The 12,051-nt window shown below is 66.3% G+C and carries 16 protein-coding genes; 5 read left to right on the forward strand and 11 right to left on the reverse strand.

Translation table 11 applies throughout. The features are described from left to right. The 7 genes from QTH90_RS05960 to QTH90_RS05990 all read right to left on the reverse strand — a co-directional run bounded on the left by QTH90_RS05960 (position 1) and on the right by QTH90_RS05990 (position 5,652). Positions 1-1,086 (reverse strand): TRAP transporter large permease, encoded by a 1,086-nt coding sequence (locus tag QTH90_RS05960; protein ID WP_286663584.1) that lies wholly within the window; start codon positions 1,084-1,086, stop codon positions 1-3. Further along, positions 1,086-1,268 carry a hypothetical protein gene (locus QTH90_RS05965; protein WP_286663585.1) on the reverse strand — a complete coding sequence of 61 codons (183 nt, stop codon included), beginning with the start codon at positions 1,266-1,268 and terminating at the stop codon, positions 1,086-1,088. Before QTH90_RS05965 ends, QTH90_RS05960 begins: the two co-directional genes overlap by 1 nt. Further along, entirely contained in the window at positions 1,265-1,912 is a 648-nt protein-coding gene (locus QTH90_RS05970; protein WP_286663586.1) for a TRAP transporter small permease subunit, read from the reverse strand. Before QTH90_RS05970 ends, QTH90_RS05965 begins: the two co-directional genes overlap by 4 nt. Positions 1,913-2,057: 145 nt before the next feature. Beyond that, a complete protein-coding gene (locus tag QTH90_RS05975) occupies positions 2,058-2,885 on the reverse strand; it encodes an IclR family transcriptional regulator (protein WP_286663587.1) in 828 nt (275 codons plus the stop codon). A gap of 142 nt (positions 2,886-3,027) precedes the next feature. Beyond that, the gene (locus QTH90_RS05980) at positions 3,028-3,834 is read right to left on the reverse strand and encodes a transporter substrate-binding domain-containing protein (RefSeq protein ID WP_286663588.1); all 807 of its coding nucleotides are present in this window, start codon (positions 3,832-3,834) and stop codon (positions 3,028-3,030) included. After that, a complete protein-coding gene (locus QTH90_RS05985; protein WP_286663589.1) occupies positions 3,831-4,583 on the reverse strand; it encodes a GntR family transcriptional regulator in 753 nt (250 codons plus the stop codon). The genes QTH90_RS05980 and QTH90_RS05985 overlap by 4 nt, the downstream gene beginning before the upstream one ends. A 490-nt stretch (positions 4,584-5,073) precedes the next feature. Next, positions 5,074-5,652, reverse strand: a complete 579-nt coding sequence (locus QTH90_RS05990) for a nucleoside 2-deoxyribosyltransferase (protein ID WP_286663590.1) — start codon at positions 5,650-5,652, stop codon at positions 5,074-5,076. A gap of 71 nt (positions 5,653-5,723) precedes the next feature. Here QTH90_RS05990 and QTH90_RS05995 point away from each other — a divergent pair, with 71 nt between their 5' ends. Further along, positions 5,724-5,939 (forward strand): oxidoreductase-like domain-containing protein, encoded by a 216-nt coding sequence (locus QTH90_RS05995; RefSeq protein WP_444814679.1) that lies wholly within the window; start codon positions 5,724-5,726, stop codon positions 5,937-5,939. A gap of 157 nt (positions 5,940-6,096) precedes the next feature. After that, positions 6,097-6,327: a hypothetical protein gene (locus QTH90_RS06000; protein WP_286663591.1), complete on the forward strand. Its 231-nt coding sequence runs from the start codon at positions 6,097-6,099 to the stop codon at positions 6,325-6,327. 5 nt (positions 6,328-6,332) lie between these two features. Here QTH90_RS06000 and QTH90_RS06005 read toward each other — a convergent pair whose 3' ends face one another. Genes QTH90_RS06005 through QTH90_RS06015 form a run of 3 tightly spaced genes read right to left on the reverse strand, consistent with a single transcriptional unit; the run spans position 6,333 to position 9,534 of the window. Further along, positions 6,333-7,319, reverse strand: coding sequence for a Bug family tripartite tricarboxylate transporter substrate binding protein (locus tag QTH90_RS06005; protein ID WP_286663592.1), 987 nt, complete (start codon positions 7,317-7,319; stop codon positions 6,333-6,335). A gap of 50 nt (positions 7,320-7,369) precedes the next feature. Next, positions 7,370-8,596, reverse strand: a complete 1,227-nt coding sequence (locus tag QTH90_RS06010; RefSeq protein ID WP_286663593.1) for a CaiB/BaiF CoA transferase family protein — start codon at positions 8,594-8,596, stop codon at positions 7,370-7,372. Next, a complete protein-coding gene (locus tag QTH90_RS06015) occupies positions 8,593-9,534 on the reverse strand; it encodes a hydroxymethylglutaryl-CoA lyase (RefSeq protein ID WP_286664473.1) in 942 nt (313 codons plus the stop codon). Before QTH90_RS06015 ends, QTH90_RS06010 begins: the two co-directional genes overlap by 4 nt. A 120-nt stretch (positions 9,535-9,654) precedes the next feature. Between QTH90_RS06015 and QTH90_RS06020 the strand changes: the two genes are divergently transcribed. Then, on the forward strand, positions 9,655-10,572 hold the full coding sequence (locus tag QTH90_RS06020; protein WP_286663594.1) for a LysR family transcriptional regulator: 918 nt from the start codon (positions 9,655-9,657) through the stop codon (positions 10,570-10,572). Here the strand turns inward: QTH90_RS06020 and QTH90_RS06025 are convergent. Continuing rightward, positions 10,569-10,781 (reverse strand): hypothetical protein, encoded by a 213-nt coding sequence (locus QTH90_RS06025; RefSeq protein ID WP_286663595.1) that lies wholly within the window; start codon positions 10,779-10,781, stop codon positions 10,569-10,571. The two genes, QTH90_RS06020 and QTH90_RS06025, sit on opposite strands and share 4 nt — an antisense overlap. 235 nt (positions 10,782-11,016) lie before the next feature. Between QTH90_RS06025 and QTH90_RS06030 the strand changes: the two genes are divergently transcribed. Together QTH90_RS06030 and QTH90_RS06035 are read left to right on the forward strand one after the other, a co-directional pair. Then, positions 11,017-11,685, forward strand: a complete 669-nt coding sequence (locus QTH90_RS06030; RefSeq protein WP_286663596.1) for an FHA domain-containing protein — start codon at positions 11,017-11,019, stop codon at positions 11,683-11,685. Positions 11,686-11,765: 80 nt separating this feature from the next. Beyond that, positions 11,766-12,050 carry a DUF4148 domain-containing protein gene (locus QTH90_RS06035; protein WP_286663597.1) on the forward strand — a complete coding sequence of 95 codons (285 nt, stop codon included), beginning with the start codon at positions 11,766-11,768 and terminating at the stop codon, positions 12,048-12,050. Position 12,051 lies beyond the last annotated feature (1 nt).

Raw genomic sequence — 12,051 nt, forward strand, 5'->3', positions numbered from 1 at the left:
TCACTTGCCGAACATCAGGTTCGGCAGGTAAGTGGCGATCGATGGGTTGTGGATCAGGATCGCGGTCATCACGATCATGGCGGCGAAGAAGGGCAAGGTGCCCTGGAAGACGTCGTTGATGGAGCCCTCGCCGCGCACGCCCTGGATCACGTAGAGCGTCATGCCGATGGGCGGGCTGATCAGCGAGATCTCGCACATCAGCACCATGAACACACCGAAGAAGACCGGGTCGATGCCCGCCGCCTGGATGATGGGAAACACCACCGGCAGCGTGCCGACCAGCATCGGCATCGTCTCGAGCGCAATGCCGAGCACGAGATACAGCACCGCCAGCATCCACAGCAGCATGACCGGCGAGACATCGGCCGACTTGATGAGACTGGCCAGCGCCTGCGGCACGCCGAGCATCGACAGCACGAAGTTCAGGTACAGCGCCGCCACCAGGATCAATGCGGTCATCGCGGTGAGACGCATGGTCGAGCGGAAGCACTCGTGCAGCATGCCGATGTTCAGCTTGCCGTAGCCGGCCGCGATGGGCAGGCAGACGATCACGCCCAGCGCCGCGCTTTCCGTCACGGTGGCCCACCCCGTGTAGATGCCGCCCATCACCACCGCAAACACGGCCAGCGGGCCCAGCAGGTGCACGGAGTGGCGCAGCTTCTCCATCAACGCCGTGCTGCCCTCGCGCGCGCCGGCGACCGAAGGCCGCCAGACGCAGATCGCCAGGATGGTGAGCAGGAACAGCACCGTCATGATCGCGCCCGGCAGGATGCCTGCCATGTACAGCCGCGCCGCCGAGGTGTTGGTCATCGAGCCGTAGATGATGAAAGCCACTCCCGGCGGAATCAGGTTGCCCAGGCTGGCGCCGGCCGCGATGGTGCCGAGCACCATGCGCTGGTCGTACTTGCGGTTCTTGAAGGCCGGCAGCGCCACCGTCGAGATCGTTGCCGCGGTCGCCACCGACGATCCCGACACGGCAGAGAACAACGCCGATGCACCGATGTTGGTGTGCAGCAGCCCGCCGGGCATGCGGTTGAGCCATTGGCCGAGCGACTGGTACATCTTGTCGGTGGCGCCGCCCCGCATCAGGATCTCGCCGAGCAGGATGTACAGCGGAATCGAGACACGGCGTTGATCGCCGGCATGCCGAAATGCATCAGCGCGCCGAGCAGGCCGACCACCAGCATCGTCGTCGCGACGTGGAAGCCGAGGAACATCAGGCCCAGCATGATCGCCAGGCCAACGAGGATCTCGAAGGGTCCGATCATGATGCGGCTCCGGTGGCGGGCATGGCAGTAGCGGGCGATGCCGCCGCCGCCGGGGTCTTCAGCTGGACTTCGGTTTCGGCCTCGATCTCTTCCTCGATCGTCTGCGGACCGAAGCGCTCGTTGAGTTCCCCGGTACGGCGCTTGAAGAACAGCCGCAACGCATCCAGCGCCGCCCAGGCCCCGACCAGTGCGAACATCAGGTAGCCGCCGAGCCAGATCGACTGGGGAATCCACATCGGCGTGGCGAGCGGTGTGGCGGCCGTGCTTCGCAGCTCGATGCTCTCGACCACCACGTTGTAGCCGCGCCAGAAGCACAACACTGCCAGCGCCGCCAGGCTCACCATGGCGAGCATGTTGAGCGTCGCACGCGTGCTGAGCGAGAAGCGCGACAGGAGAAAGTCGACGCGTGTATGGCTGCGCGTGATGAGCGTGTAGGCAAAGCCGAACGCGCCGACGATGCCGTAGGTGTACGAGCCGATCTCGTCGATGCCCTGCAGGCTGAACGAGAACACCTTGCGGCCGAGCATCTCGACGCAGGTCATGACGGACAGCGCGATCAGCCACCAGCCGCAGGCGATCACGGTCCAGTCGCAAACCCGGGTCAGCGCTCGGCTCACGCCGTGCTGTGGGAGCAGTGTTTTCATGGTTTTGTTGCCAGGAGTTGCGGTTGAATTGCAAGCCATTGGAGCGCGCAGGAGGCGCGGCTTGCGGACTATTCCGCTGCGCGGGAAAGCGAGCGAAATCCCTTCTGGATCAAGGACTTGGCGCTGCGCCGCGGTGGAAGACGGGCTAGTGAACGCGGCCGCCGTAGGCGGCGGTGATCTCGTCGGCAGCGGCGCGCACGACCGCGCCGAGCTGTGCGAAATCGGAACTCTTGATGCGCTGCGTCGGACCGACCAGGGAGATCGCGCCGAAAGGCCGGCCATGCTCGTCGCGGATGGCGGCGGCAATGCACCGCAGCCCGACCGCGTTCTGCTCGTCGTCGATCGCATGGCCCGCGCGGCGCACTTCGCCAAGCGTTTCATGCAGTCGCGACGCGCGCGCGATCGTGTTGTTGGTGAGTTTCGGCAGGCCGTAGGTGCGCAGGTACTGCAGCACGTCTTCCTCGGCCATGGCCGCCAGGATCGACTGGCCCATCGCGGTGCAGTGCAGCGGCGCGCGAAAGCCGGGCTTGCCGATGGCGCGCATCGTCTCGCGGCTTTCCACCTGCGTCACGAAGACGATGTCGCCGAGATCGGCAATGCCGAGATTGATGCTCTCGCCCGTGCTGTCGCGCAGCCGGCGCATCACGGGCAGCGCGAGGTGGGCAATGCGGCGACGCCGCCCGAATGCGGCGCCGACCGAGAAGCAGCGTACGCCGACATACCAGAGGTTGGTCTCGCGATCGAACTGGACGAACTGTCGTTGCTCCAGTGTCGTGAGCAGCCGGTGCGCGGTGGACGAGGACAGCCCGCTGTGCGCCGCGATATCGACCAGCCGATAGCCTTCGTCGTCCTCGGCGAGGAGTTCGAGCAACTGCATGGCGCGAGTGAGCGACTGCACCGTGCTGTCGTTGTCACGGTCGATACGGGTGACTTTGGTGGTCTTGCTGGGCGTGCGCGGCGAGCTGGCGGTCATGGCGTGCCTTTTGCAAATTGCGCGCCAAGGGCCGGGCCGTGTGGCGTGCGCTGCGGTCGTAGATGGTCCGCGACAAACGACATGTCAATCAGAGTGTTTACACCGATGTCGACATTACTCCGGGTACCCGGAAGGCCTTCTTTCATTGAGGCAGGTCACCGGTGGGACGACCCAGCCACTTGACGGACAACTTGTCGAGGTCGCCGTTCTTCCGGGCCTCCGCCAGGATCTCGTTGACGCGCGTGCGCAGCTTGTCCTCGCCCTTGGCGACGCCGACGAAGTTCGGCGAGTCCTTGAGCACGAACTTGTACTCGGCGCCCAGTTGCGGGTTCTTGCTCATCATGGCCGAGGCCACCTGCGCACTGGTCGCGACCAGTTGGGTCTGGCCTGCAACGAAGGCGGAGATGGTCGTGTTGTTGTCCTCGAAGCGGCGAAGCTCCGTCGCCGGCGGAGCCACCTTCGTCAACTCGGCATCGTCGACGGAGCCGCGCGTCACTGCGATCGACTTGCCCGCCAGGTCGGCCGGCGCCTTGAGCGTGATCGATTTGGGCCCGAACACGCCGATGAAGAAAGGCGAATAGGCGATCGTGAAATCAATGACCTTCTCGCGCTCCGGGTTCTTGCCCAGCGTCGAGATGACGAGGTCGGCCTTTCGGGTCTGCAGGTAGGCGATGCGGTTCGCGGTCGTCACGGGCAGCAGCTCGGCCTTCACGCCGAGCTTGCCTGCGATGTAGCGCGCCATGTCGATGTCCAGGCCTTGCGGCGCGAGATCGGTCCCGACAGAGCCATACGGCGGGAAGTCCGTCGGGATGGCGACGCGGATCGTCCTGGCCTTGAGCACGTCGTCGAGCGCTGTCTGCGCCGCGGAAGTTCCAGGGGCGACAGCAAGTACGAGCGCGGCAGCAAGGCCGATCGAAAGACTGGACATGAAGTGGATCGGAAGAGTCATCGTGAAGCTCGGAGTGGGGAGTGGCGTTGGACAGAGGCTGGGCGGCTCGAGGCCGCCAGGCTTGTATGCAAGTTGGGTGCCATCCTGTCGACAGGACGGAGCGCCTCACGCAGTTGCTCTACGGGGTCCATCTCTACCGGCATCGGCAACTTGGATTCCCAGGTGTCGAGGTGATGAGCCATCCGTTCTTCGGCCAGGCGCATGTCCCCCGCCTCCAGCGCCTCCACAACTTGCAAGTGCTCCGCGCACGAACGTCGCGCGTCGTGCGCCGATTGAAAGCGCAATGCCACCAGCGTGGTGCGCGCCGTGAGGTGTCGCAGGGTCTTCGCGAGGATCGCGTTGCCCAGGCATTCCGCCAGGCAGACATGGAAGTCGCCCAGCAGGAAGCTCCGGGCGCCGGCATCCGCTGCTTCGAGGGAGGCCTGCTGCCGCCCGACGTGGTCGCGCAGCTTCCGCAACGCAGCGGCGTCGGGCTTGCGCAAGCGCAGGAGTCCGGTCTCGATCACGCGGCGTGCTTCGAAAGCTTCGCGTGCTTCCTCGCGTGTGAGCTCGACGAGGTACCAGCCGCGACGCGCTCTGACCCTCACGATGCCGTGCACGGCCAGCGCTGTCAGCGCCTCGCGCACCAGCGTCCGGCTGCAGCCGAACACCGTCGCCAGCTGCTGCTCTCCCAGGCGGGCGCCCGGAGAAAGTCGCTTGGCAAGAACCGATTCGATGATCCGGTCGCTGATTTCATTGGGCGTCGTCATGCCCTCTGGGCGAGCAGGATCCGTGCCCAAGGTATACAAGATGGGCGATCCGTGATGGGGCAGTTGGAACGTGGCGACCGTTGTCCCCGAGCCCCGTGGACAGACTTGTGGACAACCACCTGCACAACGCAAGGGATCGACTCCAGACTTGGCTTCCAACGCAGTGCCTCGAAAACAGGCAGGTCACCGGCCCGGAGCTCGAAGGCACAGATTCACCGATGGACCGGTACGTGTTTCCACCTACGTCGCCCCGCGCGGTCACGTGGCTGCACACGAAACTCTCGATGGCGCCTGCCTGAACAACCGCGCGGCGGGAAACCTTTTGTGGCAGCTGAAACCTGGGGAATCGCGCAAAGCCGCCGATCGATGAAGACGCGCGCAGGGCAAATGCTTAGAGTGGGCCCGTTGGGTTTCCGGTGCGCCTCTCAAGTAGGCAAACGCAGCCTCTCGCAGGCAAACGCAGCACCAAGGGAAGCCCAGGGCCCAGCGACTAAATCCCGCTGGGCCTCTTTGTTTGCGCGCCGAGTTCTGCGGCCAGCCATTCGAGCGCGTCGCGCGCTGTCGGAGCGAGGTGGATCGACCGCGCCAGCATGAGGTTGAGCGGCTGGCCGAAGGCCTCGACCATCGCGCCGGTCTCGACCTCCCTGACCTCCCCTACCGCATCCGCACTGCAGGCGATTGCGGCGGAAACCCGGTCCGCATAGGTGCCTTCGGGAACGCCGTAGCCGACCACGGGCTTCCCGAGCGCGACGGCGAACCCGACTTCGAACACCGTGCCCGAATCGGGCTCCTGGCCGCGAAAGCTCACGAGGTTGGCGATGACACCGGCCGACTGCCGGATCATCTCGACGTTGCCTTCGTAGATGGCTTGCGCCAGATCATCGGGTTGGGGGTGGGTTGCCGGCGACAGGGCGGTGTCGGTTGGCGCGAGCCCTTCCATGCCGAGTTGCGCGCATTGCGCCTTCAGGGCCAGGAAGATGTTCTCCTGGCCGGGAAAAAAGACATCCGGGCCTGCGAGGTAGATGCGCGGGCGATGGTGATCGGAAATGCTGGATGGACTCGAACTCATCGCGGGCATCGTACCCCTGCCTCACCCTTGCATCAGCACATCCCGTAACCCTCGTCCCCTAAGATTCAAGCTTGGATTTCCCTGCCATCAACGACGCCGCGTCGGCGCGCGCCGCCGTCCAACACCTTTCGACCCGCCTTCGCGCAGCGGGCATCGGGTCCTTTCGCGCCCCGCCGCCGGAGCCCACGACCTGCTGCGGCCGAGGCTGCAACGGTTGCGTCTGGGAAGGCTATCTGGATGCGGTCGCCTGGTGGCGCGACGATGCGTTGGCGCTGCTGCCGAAGTGATCGTGCAGCGCAAGCCAGGGCGAACCTACAACCTCCGCGCTATTGGCCCGTCGCGCGTCGATTCGACAGAATTCGGCGCATGGAACAGTTCCACTTCTCCAGCCGGCCGGCACCGTCTTCCACCGGGCTGTTCGGGCCACGGCGGCTCCGCGTTCCCGTGGACCAACCCCGCAGGGCTCTCACCGCCGAGGCGCCCCCGCCCCCGATGAGCCTGGAGGAGATCCGGATGGTGGCCAGCTGGTGGCGCCGCGGCGGCGACGTGGACGACCGCCGCGCCAAGGTCGCCGACGCGCTGGATGCATTGGCGGACCACCGCATGGGCGCGCTGGGGCCGAAGCCGGCCCGGAAGACAGTCACCCAGAGAATCTCGGAGCTGATGGGCCTCTAGCCCGCCTATTGCGGCTCGATCCCGGCCTTCTTGACGAGCGCCGCGTACTTCGCCAACTCGCTCTTGAATGCAGCTTGTGCGTGTTCGGGCGTGCTGACGGCAATCGTGTTGCCTTGCTTGGCCATCGCTTCCTTGACGGCAGGGTCTTCGAAGGCGGTGACCACCGCGTCGTGAACCTTCTTCACGTTGGCCGCACTCAGCCCCTTCGGCCCGATGACGGCGAACCATGCATCCACCACGAAATTCGGCAGCCCCTGCTCGACGAAGGTCGGGATTTCCGGCGCCGCCGGAACGCGCTGCGCCGTGAGAACGCCGATCGCGCGCAGCGCACCGCTCTTGATGTGCGCCTGGACGCTCGGCAGTGCGGCGGTGCCGAACTCGACCTGCCCGCCGATCAGGTCGGTCACCATCGGGCCGACGCCTTTGTAGGGGATGTGCTTGGCGGTCACGCCCGCCTGCTCGAGGAACAGCTCGGTCGCCAGGTGCAGGATGGTGCCGTTGCCGCCGGATGCGAAATTCAGCGCCCCCGGCTTGCTCTTGAGCAGGGCGATGAGTTCCTTGCTGTTGTTCGCCGGCACCTTCGGATTGACCACCAGCACCATCGGCGTCGCGCCCACGATCGCGATCGGCGTGAAGTCGCCCGGCATGTCGAAAGGCAGCGACTTGAACACGCGCGGAAAGATGACGACGTTGTTCGACACGATCGACAGCGTGTTGCCATCGGGCGCCGAACGCGCCAACGCCTGAAGGCCGACCACGCCACCGGCGCCGGGCTGGTTGTCGACCACCACCGCGGCATTGAGCGCCTTCGAGAGTGCGGGCTGCGCTGCCCGCGTGATCGCGTCCACGCCCGAGCCCGTGGCATTGGGCAGGATGAAACGGATGGAGCCGGATTGAGCGAACGCAGCAAACGGCTGCGCGCCCAGCGCGACGGCTGCCAGCGAGGCAGCCAGCACCGAGCGGCGAGAGAATTCCTGTTGATCTCGAATCATGCTTGTCTCCTTTTTCATGTGGGGGTGCGGCCGTCCGCAAGCCCGTTGGTTCATGCCACGATGTTGCGCAACCTCAGGCCTTCCACGTCGGCATCGGTGCAGCCCAATTCCTTCAGCAGATCTGCAGTGTGCTCGCCCAGTCTCGGAGGACTGAGGCGGACGCCGAGTCGCCGCCCCTCCAGTGTGAACGGAAACAGGGTGGTCTTCACGGTCTGGCCCGCCTTCGGGCCGTCGGACAGGCGCATGTCGGCCAAGCCACCCGTGGCGAGGAGATGCTCGTCGTCGTACAGGTCCTCGGGCTTGCGGATCGGCGCGAAGGGCAGGCCCGCCTTTTCCATCACCTGGGCCAGCTCCGTCGCGCTCCGATGCGCGATGCCCTCCCCGATCGCCTTGAGCAGGCGCGGCCGATGGCCCACGCGTTCGTTGTTGGTGGCAAGCCCCGGCTCGGCCTTCAGGTCGGCAAGACCCAGCGCATCGCAGAAGGCAGTCCACTGGGAATCGCTCACCGCTGCCAGGAAAATCTGCTCGCCGTCCTTGACCGTGAACACGTCGTACACGGCCCAGGGGTTGTCGCGGGCCGGCATGGGTGCCGGGTGCTTGCCCGTCACCGCGTACTGCAGCATGTGCTGCCCCATCAGGAAGACGTTGTTCTCGTACAGCGCCGACTGCACTTCCATGCCCCGGCCGGTGATCCCTCGCTGGATGAGCGCGCCCAGCACGGCGATGGCACCGAAGAGGCCGCCCATGATGTCGTTGACGCTCGTGCCCGCACGCAACGGATCGCCGGGCCGCCCTGTCATGTAGGCCAGGCCACCCATCATCTGGACGACCTCGTCGAGCGCCGTGCGATGGTCGTAGGGTCCGGGCAGGAAGCCCTTGTGGCTCGCGTAGATGATGCGCGGATTCACCTTCGAGAGGGAGGCGTAGTCCAGGCCGTACTTGGCCATCGTGCCTGGCTTGAAGTTCTCTGCCACGACGTCGGCCGTCGCCGTCAGGCGCCGCGCGGTCTCGGCGCCCTCCTCGGTGTGCAGGTCGATGCCGATGCTCTTCTTGTTGCGGTTGAACATCGGGAAGAAGCCTGCGCCCGCACCCACCAGCCGGCGGCTGTGATCGCCGTTCACCGGCTCGATCTTGATGACTTCGGCGCCCAGGTCGGCCAGCACCATGCCGCAGGTGGGGCCCATCACCATGTGGGTGAACTCGACGACGCGCAAGCCTTTCAGCGGCTGCGGAATCTGGGCCTGCTCGCCCGATGGGTCCTGTGTGGGCGTGCTCATGCGGGCTGCTCCTGTTTCATGGTCCTGGGAAGGCCGGCGCGCCAGAGCGTGCCGTGCAAGGTCTCGCCCTCCAGCCAGTGGGCAACCTTCTTGCGAAGCGCCAGCAGTGCATCGAAATCCTGGCCGCTCTCGATCCCCATGCTGGCGAGCATGTAGGCCAGATCCTCCGTCGCCACGTTGCCGCTCGCGCCGGGCGCATGCGGGCAGCCACCAATGCCGCCCAGGCACGCATCGAAACGGCTGATGCCGAGTTCGAGCGCGGCGTAGACGTTGGCCATTCCCATGCCCCGCGTGTCGTGGAAATGGCCGCAGTTCAGCTTGTCGCCCGCCACCGGCAGCACCTGCTCGAACAGCGAGCGCACCATGGCCGGGTCCGCGTAGCCCACCGTGTCGGCGAGCCCCACGGCGTCGGCGCCGGCATCCAGCACGGCCTTGACCAGGCGCACGACCTCGGCCGGCGCCACGTGTCCCTGGATCGTGCAGCCGAAGGCGGTGCTGATGCCCACCTCGATCAGCGTGCGGGAGCCCCGCGCGTCGCGCGCCTCGCGGATGCGGGCAATGTCCTGCACCACTTCGTCGGGCGTCTTGCGCAAATTGGCCAGGCTGTGCGCATGGCTGGCCGACAGCGGCAACAGCATGAGCTCGGCTTCGCAGTCCATCGCGCGCTCGGCGCCCTTGAGGTTGGGCACCAGCACCGAGGCCCGGAGCCCCGGCAGGGTCCTGGCAAAAGCCAGTAGTTCGGCCGTGTCGGCCAGCTGCGGCAGCAGGCGCGCCGGCACGAAGGAACCGACCTCGATTTCGCGCTGCCCGGCCGCATAGGCATCGCGGATCCATTCGAGCTTGGCGGCGGTGGGCACGACGCGAGCGATGCTCTGCAGCCCGTCGCGCAGGCCTACCTCGCGGATCACCGCCCTGCGGGGCAGCGTGGAAGATGGAATCAAGTTCGTCTCCTGATGGCGTTGAGCGCGCCATTGCGTTCATCGGAGCCTGAAGTCTAGAATTTCCGTAACGACAAATCTTCGCTATTTTGGAACGCCAGCGTTCCATATCGGAATATCTTGCGCGACTTCGACCTCACCACCTTGCGACTGTTCGTCGCCGTTTGCGAGACGGGCAACATGGCCCGCGCGGGCGAGCGCGCCAGCATCGTCGGCTCGGCGATCAGCAAGCGGCTGGCTCAACTCGAACACCAGGTCCGCACGCCGCTGCTGGTGCGCAAGCGCCACGGTGTGGTGCCGACGGCCGCGGGCCAGACGCTACTGGAGCATGCGCGCAGCATGCTCGATGGCGCAGCGCGCATCGAGCGCGACATGGAGAGCTACGTGGCCGGCGCGCACGGCCAGGTCCGCGTGCTGGCCAGCGTGTCCGCCATGACCGAATCGCTGGCCGACGATGTCGCCGCCTTCCTCAAGATGCCGGCCCATCGCACCATCCAGGTCGACCTGGAGGAAAGAGTGAGCCCGGAGATCGTCCGCGGCGTGCGTGACGGCATGGCCTCGCTGGGCGTGTGCTGGGATGCCGCCGAACTCGGCGCGCTCCAGGCCCGCCCCTATCGCAGCGACCATCTCTGCATCGTCGTGCCGCCCCACCATCCGCTCGCGCGGCGCAAGACCGTGCGCTTCGAGGACACACTAGGCTACGAGCACGTGAGCCTGCCGATCAATAGCGCGGTACAGGTGATGCTCCGGCGCGCCGCGGCGCAGCTCGGGCGCACGCTGATCCACCGCATCGTCGTCAGCAACTTCGAGGCCGCGCTGCGCGTCGTGCGTGCCGGACTGGCGATCAGCCTGGTGCCGCGCGAAGTGGCCGACCGGCAAGGCGCGGCTTACGGGCTGCACGTCGTCCCCCTTGCAGAACCCTGGGCCCAGCGCCGCTTCATCGTTTGTTTTCGCGACGCGGAGCAGCTGTCGGTGGCGGCACGCGCGCTGGTGGAGCATCTCGCGGCGCAAGGCGGGATCGGCGCCGCGCGGGCCTAGTCCGTCGATTTCATCGACATGGCGTTGCCGGCGGCCGGACTGGGGCGCTCGAACGTCTGAGACACCGTTGCCGGACCGCCCGTGCCTCCCGTGCCATTCGGGTCCGCCGCGGCGCCCATGACGAGCGGCGCGCTGTCCCCGCCGCCGCCACATGCTGTCAGGACGAAAGTCAGGAACACCGCCCCGATCGAAGTCCCATGGTTGTGCATGACAAGCTCCTCTCACGCTTCCGCCGGGGCCGGACAGCAGCCGGCGCCAGTTCGCAAGCGTTGCACAAAACGCGAGCAGTGCGCAATGACTTCGCTCGACGCTGCGTCCAGGCCCATCCGCACACGAGCACGGCCCTGCCCTGTATCAGATCGTCTCAGTGCTCTCGCCGTGTGACGATCCGCATAGGCTGCGCCACTGGCGACATACCATCGGCTTGAAAGGGAGGACTCGACGATGCCGACTCTGATCGTGACGAAAAACGGTGTGGCGTTTCGCAACGTGCGGCTGCTCGAAGGCGCGTTCAGGATCGGTCGCAGCATGAGCAACCACCTGGTGCTCCCAGCGGACACCGTCAGCAAGGCCCACGCGCTCCTCACCCGGCACGGACATTTCGTCACCCTCCACGACCTTCACAGCACCAACGGCACGCTTGTCAATGGCACGGACGTGTCGGTGCAGCCGCTGCTGGACCGCGACATCATCCAGATCTGCAACTTCGAGATGATGTTTCTCGACAGGGACTTTGCTTCGGCAGAAATCATCGAGGAACCTCCACCCGAACCTGTCGTGGACGCCGTGGAAACCGAGCGGGCGCCACTGGAGGCCGCTGTAGCAGCTGTCGGTGTCGATGCCAGCGGCCACCGCATCGGCGGCTCGCGCGGCGCGCGCTGGGTCGGCAATGGCGTGGCCTTCGCCCTCCCCGCGCAAGGCCGCGAGATCGAGGCCCTCATTACCGACGACGCGCTCGCATCCCATTTCGGTGCCTACGTACACGCCTCGGATGGCGCCAGCCGCGCGGTGAGCGCGTATGAAGAGAACCACGTGGCGATCAACGTGGCCGCCTGGTCGCGCTATGACGCCTCTCACCGGGAGCCGATCGTCGTCCGGTCGTCCGACTTCTGAGTCGACACGGCGCAAGGTGAACCAGGCGGCACCCAGCCCCGTAGAAGGTGCGGCCCATCCACCTTCTTCAGGAGCGACTCATGGCTTCCGTGCTGCAACGACATTCGATCATCACGCTCTGCTTCGGCAGCCTCGCGGCCTTCGGCGCGCAGGCCTTTCAAGGCGAGCAGAACCCTCTGCCTCCTCAGCCTTTCCAGTCCACGCTGTCGCGCGCTGACGTTCGCGCGCAGGCACGTACACCCGTGCAGATCAGCAACGGCGGCACGGGCGTGCAGCCGCGCACCCAGATGGCCGATCGCGCCACGGTCCGCGCAGGCGCACGGGCCATCGCGGCGGAAGGCGCTGCCACCTACGGCGACAACTAGC

This window comes from Variovorax flavidus (assembly GCF_030317145.1).
Lineage (GTDB): Bacteria > Pseudomonadota > Gammaproteobacteria > Burkholderiales > Burkholderiaceae_C > Variovorax > Variovorax flavidus.

What these genes read in the sequence shown, in the direction of transcription:
- QTH90_RS06025 (WP_286663595.1), bottom strand. Translation starts at nt 10,781, where the DNA reads ATGCACAACCATGGGACTTCGATCGGGGCGGTGTTCCTGACTTTCGTC.
- QTH90_RS05960 (WP_286663584.1), bottom strand. Translation starts at nt 1,086, where the DNA reads ATGCGGGGCGGCGCCACCGACAAGATGTACCAGTCGCTCGGCCAATGG.
- QTH90_RS05990 (WP_286663590.1), bottom strand. Translation starts at nt 5,652, where the DNA reads ATGAGTTCGAGTCCATCCAGCATTTCCGATCACCATCGCCCGCGCATC.
- QTH90_RS05965 (WP_286663585.1), bottom strand. Translation starts at nt 1,268, where the DNA reads ATGATCGGACCCTTCGAGATCCTCGTTGGCCTGGCGATCATGCTGGGC.
- QTH90_RS05975 (WP_286663587.1), bottom strand. Translation starts at nt 2,885, where the DNA reads ATGACCGCCAGCTCGCCGCGCACGCCCAGCAAGACCACCAAAGTCACC.
- QTH90_RS05970 (WP_286663586.1), bottom strand. Translation starts at nt 1,912, where the DNA reads ATGAAAACACTGCTCCCACAGCACGGCGTGAGCCGAGCGCTGACCCGG.
- QTH90_RS05985 (WP_286663589.1), bottom strand. Translation starts at nt 4,583, where the DNA reads ATGACGACGCCCAATGAAATCAGCGACCGGATCATCGAATCGGTTCTT.
- QTH90_RS06030 (WP_286663596.1), top strand. Translation starts at nt 11,017, where the DNA reads ATGCCGACTCTGATCGTGACGAAAAACGGTGTGGCGTTTCGCAACGTG.
- QTH90_RS06035 (WP_286663597.1), top strand. Translation starts at nt 11,766, where the DNA reads ATGGCTTCCGTGCTGCAACGACATTCGATCATCACGCTCTGCTTCGGC.
- QTH90_RS06010 (WP_286663593.1), bottom strand. Translation starts at nt 8,596, where the DNA reads ATGAGCACGCCCACACAGGACCCATCGGGCGAGCAGGCCCAGATTCCG.
- QTH90_RS06005 (WP_286663592.1), bottom strand. Translation starts at nt 7,319, where the DNA reads ATGATTCGAGATCAACAGGAATTCTCTCGCCGCTCGGTGCTGGCTGCC.
- QTH90_RS05980 (WP_286663588.1), bottom strand. Translation starts at nt 3,834, where the DNA reads ATGACTCTTCCGATCCACTTCATGTCCAGTCTTTCGATCGGCCTTGCT.